The organism is Actinomyces sp. Z5 (assembly GCF_003287795.1).
GTDB classification, from domain to species: domain Bacteria; phylum Actinomycetota; class Actinomycetes; order Actinomycetales; family Actinomycetaceae; genus Actinomyces; species Actinomyces glycerinitolerans.
Genome location: NZ_QMIN01000069.1, coordinates 1 through 6,593 on the forward strand (window position 1 = coordinate 1; position 6,593 = coordinate 6,593).

The 6,593-nt window shown below is 68.1% G+C and carries 8 protein-coding genes; 6 read left to right on the plus strand and 2 right to left on the minus strand.

The features are described 5' to 3' along the window. Positions 1-86 precede the first annotated feature (86 nt). Positions 87-935, minus strand: coding sequence for a LysR family transcriptional regulator (locus tag DRB06_RS09530; RefSeq protein ID WP_111819805.1), 849 nt, complete (start codon positions 933-935; stop codon positions 87-89). A 140-nt stretch (positions 936-1,075) separates the two neighbouring features. Between DRB06_RS09530 and DRB06_RS09535 the strand changes: the two genes are divergently transcribed. The 6 genes from DRB06_RS09535 to DRB06_RS09560 all read left to right on the plus strand — a co-directional run bounded on the left by DRB06_RS09535 (position 1,076) and on the right by DRB06_RS09560 (position 6,057). Further along, positions 1,076-1,954 carry an aldo/keto reductase gene (locus DRB06_RS09535; protein ID WP_111819806.1) on the plus strand — a complete coding sequence of 293 codons (879 nt, stop codon included), beginning with the start codon at positions 1,076-1,078 and terminating at the stop codon, positions 1,952-1,954. Positions 1,955-2,043: 89 nt separating this feature from the next. Beyond that, the gene (locus tag DRB06_RS09540) at positions 2,044-2,931 is read left to right on the plus strand and encodes an aldo/keto reductase (RefSeq protein ID WP_108966412.1); all 888 of its coding nucleotides are present in this window, start codon (positions 2,044-2,046) and stop codon (positions 2,929-2,931) included. A gap of 321 nt (positions 2,932-3,252) precedes the next feature. Continuing rightward, a complete protein-coding gene (locus tag DRB06_RS16175) occupies positions 3,253-3,408 on the plus strand; it encodes a hypothetical protein (protein ID WP_159097641.1) in 156 nt (51 codons plus the stop codon). 81 nt (positions 3,409-3,489) lie between these two features. Next, positions 3,490-4,497 carry an aldo/keto reductase gene (locus DRB06_RS09550; RefSeq protein WP_111819807.1) on the plus strand — a complete coding sequence of 336 codons (1,008 nt, stop codon included), beginning with the start codon at positions 3,490-3,492 and terminating at the stop codon, positions 4,495-4,497. A 129-nt stretch (positions 4,498-4,626) separates the two neighbouring features. Then, complete coding sequence (locus tag DRB06_RS09555; RefSeq protein WP_199912578.1) at positions 4,627-5,172, plus strand: CorA family divalent cation transporter; 546 nt, start codon at positions 4,627-4,629, stop codon at positions 5,170-5,172. Between the two features lie 216 nt (positions 5,173-5,388). Continuing rightward, positions 5,389-6,057 (plus strand): SDR family NAD(P)-dependent oxidoreductase, encoded by a 669-nt coding sequence (locus DRB06_RS09560; RefSeq protein WP_111819808.1) that lies wholly within the window; start codon positions 5,389-5,391, stop codon positions 6,055-6,057. 152 nt (positions 6,058-6,209) lie between these two features. Here DRB06_RS09560 and DRB06_RS16180 read toward each other — a convergent pair whose 3' ends face one another. Continuing rightward, entirely contained in the window at positions 6,210-6,353 is a 144-nt protein-coding gene (locus DRB06_RS16180; protein ID WP_181575249.1) for a hypothetical protein, read from the minus strand. Between the last annotated feature and the right edge of the window lie 240 nt (positions 6,354-6,593).

The window sequence follows — 6,593 nt, forward strand, 5'->3', positions numbered from 1 at the left end:
CCCGCCACACCCCCAAAACGGAAGAGCCCGTAACTTCAACCGATCTCGGCACGTAACTTCAACCGACCTCGGTGACGGGAAGCGACTCAGCCGACCCGACTGCGCGCCCAGTCGAAGACATCCGTGGCCTCGCTGCGCCCACCGGGCCGCAGCAGCAGGAAGAAGGTGGCATGGGCCATGGCGTCCCGAATCGGCACGACGACGCGGTCCGAGGCGAGCGCCGACAGGGCGGGAGCGTCGGAGACGAAGTGGGGCAGCGGAGAACTCTTGACCAGTTGTTCGAAAACGCCACGGTCCTCCTGGACCACGAACTGGGAGTGGGGCAGGTAGCGGTCACAGCGCTCGCGCCAGAAGCCGATGTCGGCCAGGAGCAGGAAGGTCTCACCGTCCAGCTCCGCGGCCGTCACCTGCTCGCGGTTCGCGAGCGCGTGCTCAGCGGGCAGGGCGACGGCGAGATTCTCCACCATGAGCCAGGCCGAGCGCACGCTCGGCAGCGGATGGGGACGCAGCGAGATGCCCAGGTCCAGCTCGCCGCTCACCACTCCCTCCTCGACCTCCTCCCTGCCGAGGCTCTGCGAGGTGAGCACCAGGCCGGGGAAGCGTTCGATGATCAGTGAGGTCAGCCGCCACAGCGGCGCCGGGGCGACCGCACCCACGCGCAGTGCCCGGGTGCGGCGGGCGACGTCGTCGAGGGCGGTGCGCATGGCCTGCTCCTCGCGCAGGATCCGCCCGGCATGTTCCAGAGCCACACGGCCCGCCTCGTTGAGCACCAGGCGGCGCCCCGGGCGGTCGAAGAGCGACTGGCCGAGCTCTGCCTCCAGACGCTGCAGCGAGCGGCTGAGGGCCGGCTGGGACAGGTGCAGGGTGCGCGCGGCGGCGCTGAGGGTGCCCTCGCGCGCGATCGCCTCCAGCTGGCGCAGCTGCTCGAAATCCACCAGTCTCCTCCCTCTGCTTATGCACGTAGCGCATCAAGAGTTCCGATATTAGCATTTTACATCCGCGCCCCTGGGGCGAAGACTTATGCGCAGCGGGACGGCATTGAGCTGGTCCCGAAGCAAGTCCCAGGAGCGCATCAATGACCACCATCCCGTCCTTCACCATGAACAACGGCATCGACATCCCGGCGCTGGGTTACGGCGTCTTCCAGATGACCTCCGACCAGGTGCGCGAGCACCTGCCGCAGGCCCTCGAGCTGGGCTACCGGCACATCGACACGGCCAACGCCTACTTCAACGAGGTCGCCGTCGGCGAGGTGGTGCGCGATGCGATCGCCGCCGGCACCGTGAAGCGTGAGGACCTGTTCATCACCACCAAGTTGTTCCCGCAGTCCTACCCCTACGCGCAGGCCGTCAAGGACATCGACGCCACCCTGGAGCGCCTGGGTCTGGACTACGTTGACCTGCTGCTGTTCCACCAGCCCTACGGCGAGTACACCTCCGGTTGGAAGGCCATGGAGGAGGCCGTGGCCGCGGGCAAGGTCCGCTCCATCGGCCTGTCCAACTTCCCCATCGCCAAGTTCCAGGAGATTCTGGACGTCGCCGACATCAAGCCGGTCGTCAACCAGGTTGAGGCCCACCCGCGCTGGAACCAGCACGAGCTGAAGGCGCAGATGGACCAGGCCGCCGACACCGAGGTCCTGGTGGAGGCCTGGTACCCGCTCGGCCACGGCGACAAGACCCTGCTGGAAGAGCCCGCGATCACCGCGGCCGCACAGCGCACGGGCGCCACTGCCGCCCAGGTGATCCTGGCCTGGCACCTGGCGGAGAAGAACATCACCTTCCCCAAGACCCTCAACCCCGCCCACATGGCCGACAACCTCGCCGCGCTCGACGTGAAGTTGACGGAGGCGGAGATCGCTGCGATCAACGAGATCCCGCAGGCCCCCTACTACGTGGTCCCGGACGAGCCGCCCGCCTTCACGACGACGGTCATGGACTACTCCCAGCAGGCCTGACCCGTCCTCGCCTGGCCGGTCGCCACGGCGTCGGCCAACTGCCGAGATCGGCCCCCGACCACTCAAGACCCGCATCAGGAGAGAAACCCATGACCACCACCGTCCCCACCAAGACCCTCAACAACGGCGTCGAGATGCCCGTGCTCGGCTACGGCGTCTTCCAGACCCCGCCCGATGAGACCGAGCGCTGCGTGAGCGAGGCCCTCGAGGTCGGCTACCGGCTCATCGACACCGCCCAGGCCTACGGCAACGAGGAGGGCGTCGGCGCGGCCGTCGCGAAGAGCGGCCTGCCGCGCGAGGAGGTGTTCATCACCTCCAAGATCTGGGTGTCCAACATGAACTACGAGCGCGCCACCGCCTCCATCGACGAGTCGCTGGAAAAGCTCGGCACAGACCACATTGACCTGATGCTGCTGCACCAGGCGATGGGCGACTACCCGGGCGCCTACCGGGCCATGGAGGACGCCTACAAGGCCGGCAAGCTGCGCGCCATCGGCGTGTCCAACTTCTACCCCGAGCGCCTGGTGGATGTGGCCGCACTGGCCGAGATCACGCCGGCCGTCAACCAGATCGAGACGCACCCCTTCCGCCAGCAGGACGCCGCGCACGCGGTCATGGCCGAACTCGGCGTGGTGCACGAGGCCTGGGCGCCCTTCGCCGAGGGGCAGAACAACATCTTCGCCAACCCGGTCCTCGCCGAGATCGGCGCCAAGTACGGCAAGAAGCCCGGCCAGGTGATCCTGCGGGCCCTGATCCAGAAGGACGTCGTGGTCATCCCGAAGTCCACGCACCGCAACCGCATGGAGGAGAACTTCGACGTCTTCGACTTCGAACTGACCGAGGAGGACCTGGCGACCTTCTCCGCCCTGGACGACGGCACGCTGCCGCGCATCTTCGACCACTACGACCCGAAGGTCGTGGGCTGGCTGCTGCGCGACATGGTCAAGCAGCAGATCGGCGGCGGCTCGCTGTACTGAGGCCTTACGCAGCACGCCGGGGTGTAGGACGACGGGCGCCGACGAGCTCGGCGCGAATCCGGAGGGCTACTCGCTTTTGGGCGGCTCCGCGGGTGCGCGCCTGGCCGCCTACCTGGGGTCCTACGGCCCCGCCCGATTCGGGGGCGACGACGTGCCCGGCCCCGGCGCCGTCGTCATGCAGTACACGGGGCAATCGGACCTCTCCGGCGCGGAGCCCGCGACCGCTGAGCCTCACCCGGGTGAGGCGGCCCGAGCCAACAGAAGGCATGGGGAAAAGCCGCCTACGAGCGCGGTGAGGGCGAGCTGGAGCACCTGAACTTCATGCCGCACGCCTTCGATGAGGGCGCCGCCTGCCACTACCCCGCCCGCGGCACGCACCCGCGCTGGAGCAACGACGTCGTCGCCTGGAGCCAGCACGGCGGCGGGCTGGAGCTCTTCCCGCACGACGCCGAGGTCATGGGCTGGTTGTTCCGGTAGCCCACGTAGGGCGCGCCACCTATAGGGTTGTGCCGACGGCCGCCGTCGAGCAGCGGCGTCTTGAAAACGGAGGGGACGAGAATGCGTACGCGGCACCTGGGAACTCTGGAGGTATCCGAGATCGGCATGGGTTGCATGGGCCTGTCCCACGGCTACGGGCACATCCCGCCGGAGACGGAGTCGGTCGCGGCGATCCGCGCCGCTCATGACGCCGGCTGCACCTTCTTCGACACCGCCGAGGCGTACGGACCGAACCTCGATCCGGCCAACCGGGGCCACAATGAGCACATCGTCGGCAAGGCGGTCGCCCCCTTCCGGGACGACGTCGTCCTGGCCACCAAGCTGCATCTGCCGACCGAGGAAGTGCGGGCCGACGGCGTGGTGGCCACGCTGCGCCACCACCTGGTGGCCTCCCTGGCGCGCCTGGGTACCGACTGCGTCGACCTGTACTACCTGCACCGTGTCAACCCCGAGGTGCCGGTTGAGGAGGTGGCCGACGGCATGGGCCGCCTCATCCAGGAGGGGCTGATTCGCGGCTGGGGCCTGTCCCAGGTGGACGTGCCGGTCATCCGCGCCGCCCACGAGGTGACGCCCGTGACCGCCGTGCAGAACATCTACTCCATGGTTGAGCGCGGCATTGAGGCGGAGGTTCTGCCGTACTGCGCCGAGCAGGGTATCGGCGTCGTCCCCTTCTCCCCCATCGCCTCCGGGCTGTTATCCGGGAAGGTCACCACGGCCACACAGTTCGAGACCCACGACGACGTGCGCAGCCTGGTGCCGCAGCTGCGGCCCGAGAACCTGGCCGCCAACCGGCCGATCGTGGACCTGCTGGCACGCTTCGCCGCGGACAAGGGGGCGACCAGCGCCCAGATCAGCCTGGCGTGGATGCTCGCTAAGTGGCCGCATGTGGTGCCGATTCCGGGTTCGAAGCGCAAGGAACGGATCCTGGAGAACCTCGGCGCCGCCGATGTCTCGCTCACCGGCGCGGAGCTGGACCGGCTGGAGGCGGCGCTGGACGCCGTCGAGGTTCACGGGCACCGCGGCTTCGACGAGTCCGAGGGACGCAGTTTTCTACGCGGCTCTCGCTGAGGCCGACGGCGCCCTACTACACCGAGGAGAATCCGTGCACTACCTGATCGACGAGTCACTGACTCCGCGCGCCCCGGAGGATCTGCGCAACACGGACAGACAGTTCGTCGCCGTGCTGACTCCCGATCAGTGGACCCAGCGCCGCAGCACCTTCGAGCTGGGCATCGACATCGACTCGCCTTCGCGCTGGATGAGAAGGGGGTGGTGTTCATCGACGCCCAGGAGACGGCCGCGGGCGCCTCGGAGCGCATCAACGATATGCGCTCCGAACTACGCGACCTCGACACCCACTACAACGACCTCATGGACCTGACCCAGGTCCTAGAGGAGAACGAGAACGGCTTCTTCCGCGAGGAGGACCTGCGGTACTTCCGCACGGTCTACGGCCGACTCGACAAACTGCGCGATCAGGCATCCTCCCTGCGCGACCAGGCCCTCCAGATGCGTGACCTGTACAAGATGCACCTGGACGTGCGGCAGAACCACATTATGGCGGCGCTCACGATCGTCACCGCGATTTTCGCGCCGCTGACGCTCATCGTCGGCTGGTACGGGATGAACTTCGAGCACATGCCCGAGCTCGCGTGGCCGTGGAGCTATCCGGCCGTCGCGGTCCTGAGCGTTCTGGTGGTCATCGGCTGTATCGTCTTCTTCAAGCACCGCAAATGGCTGTGACAGCCATAAACGGCGCTTCCGGGAGGCACTGGCAGGGACTCCCGAAATCGGAAAGACCGGCATAGCCTGCCAAAGGCAGCGCAGTGCGGCGCCGGCGGCCGCGACGCGTTACCCGTGCCGGTCAGGGGACGCCACTCTCGCCGGTCTCGGTGCAAAGCCACCAGGACAGAACGCCGAATAAACATCAAGCAAAGCCGGAAACCGGAGGAAATCACCATGACCACCATCGCCATCATCGGTGGCGGCCCGGGACTGGGCCGCGCCGTCGCCCGCCGCTTCGGACGAGAGGGCTTCGACGTCGCCCTGATCTCCCGCAGCCGCCAGCACCTGGACGAGCGGGTCGCCGCCCTGAGTGTCGACGGCATCAACGCCCGCGGCTACGTCGCCGACGGCCGCGACGGCGAGGCGCTGGCCCGGGCCCTGGCCGACGCCGCCGGTGAGCTCGGCCCCATCGAGGTGCTCCAGTGGAGCCCCGTGCCGGCCCGCGAGTTCATGAAGCCCGTGCTGGAGACGAGCGCCGAGGACCTGGTCGGCCCCATCGAGATGTCCGTCTACGGCCCCGTCAACGCGGTGCAGCAGGTGCTGCCGGGCATGCGCGAGCTCGGCCGCGGCACGATCCTGCTTATCAACGGAGGCTCCGCCGTCCGCCCGGGCCCGAACGTCACCGGCACCTCGGTCGCCTTCGCCGGGGAGAGCGCCTACGGGCAGCTCCTCCACGACGCGCTCGCCCCGGAGGGGATTCACGTCGCCCAGCTGATCATTCCGCGCGGCATCAGCGGAGGCGAGCCCTCCCACGAGCCGGAGGCCCTGGCCGACCGCATCTGGGAACTGCACGCACAGCACGACGGCGACTTCCGCACCTTCGTGGAGCCCATGGACGCCTGACCCTGGCCGCCTGAACCCGCCCAATCCACTCCACCTGGCCGGGCGCATCGCGGCGTCAGCCCTGCCGGAGCGCTTGCCCGCCGGGAAAACCGGGCGGCATAATTGTGGGGAGCCACCCGGCGGCAACCGGATGACTCCCCGAGGCAGACGGCTCAGTTGAACCACCTGCCGAGGGCATCCACAAGGATACCAATGGCCCGGATCAGATGAGCGAGAGACTCGAACACTTCGCTCACCTGCCGGGCCATTCCCTTGCCCTTGCGGACTTTGGCATGCCGGCCCCGCGGCTTGGACATGGCCCCCACCTCCCTCCTGGCTCCTACCTCCTCGGCCAAGGACATGGATTGTTCCGAGAGGAGGTGCCGAAGAAGGCGCTTCTGACGCGGAATCACCTTCAAGAACACGCCCAGTTGGACCGCCCACGCCCCGTTGGACCGCCCACACCCCGTTGGACCGCCCACACCCCGTTGGACCGCTGTAACCGGCGGCTACGGCGGTCCAACGGGGGAACAGGGGTCCAACGGGGGAACAGGGGT

Coding starts and splice junctions, on each gene's coding strand:
- DRB06_RS09550 (WP_111819807.1), top strand. CDS start 3,490: ATGCGTACGCGGCACCTGGGAACTCTGGAGGTATCCGAGATCGGCATG.
- DRB06_RS09560 (WP_111819808.1), top strand. CDS start 5,389: ATGACCACCATCGCCATCATCGGTGGCGGCCCGGGACTGGGCCGCGCC.
- DRB06_RS09535 (WP_111819806.1), top strand. CDS start 1,076: ATGACCACCATCCCGTCCTTCACCATGAACAACGGCATCGACATCCCG.
- DRB06_RS09540 (WP_108966412.1), top strand. CDS start 2,044: ATGACCACCACCGTCCCCACCAAGACCCTCAACAACGGCGTCGAGATG.
- DRB06_RS16175 (WP_159097641.1), top strand. CDS start 3,253: ATGCCGCACGCCTTCGATGAGGGCGCCGCCTGCCACTACCCCGCCCGC.
- DRB06_RS16180 (WP_181575249.1), bottom strand. CDS start 6,353: ATGTCCAAGCCGCGGGGCCGGCATGCCAAAGTCCGCAAGGGCAAGGGA.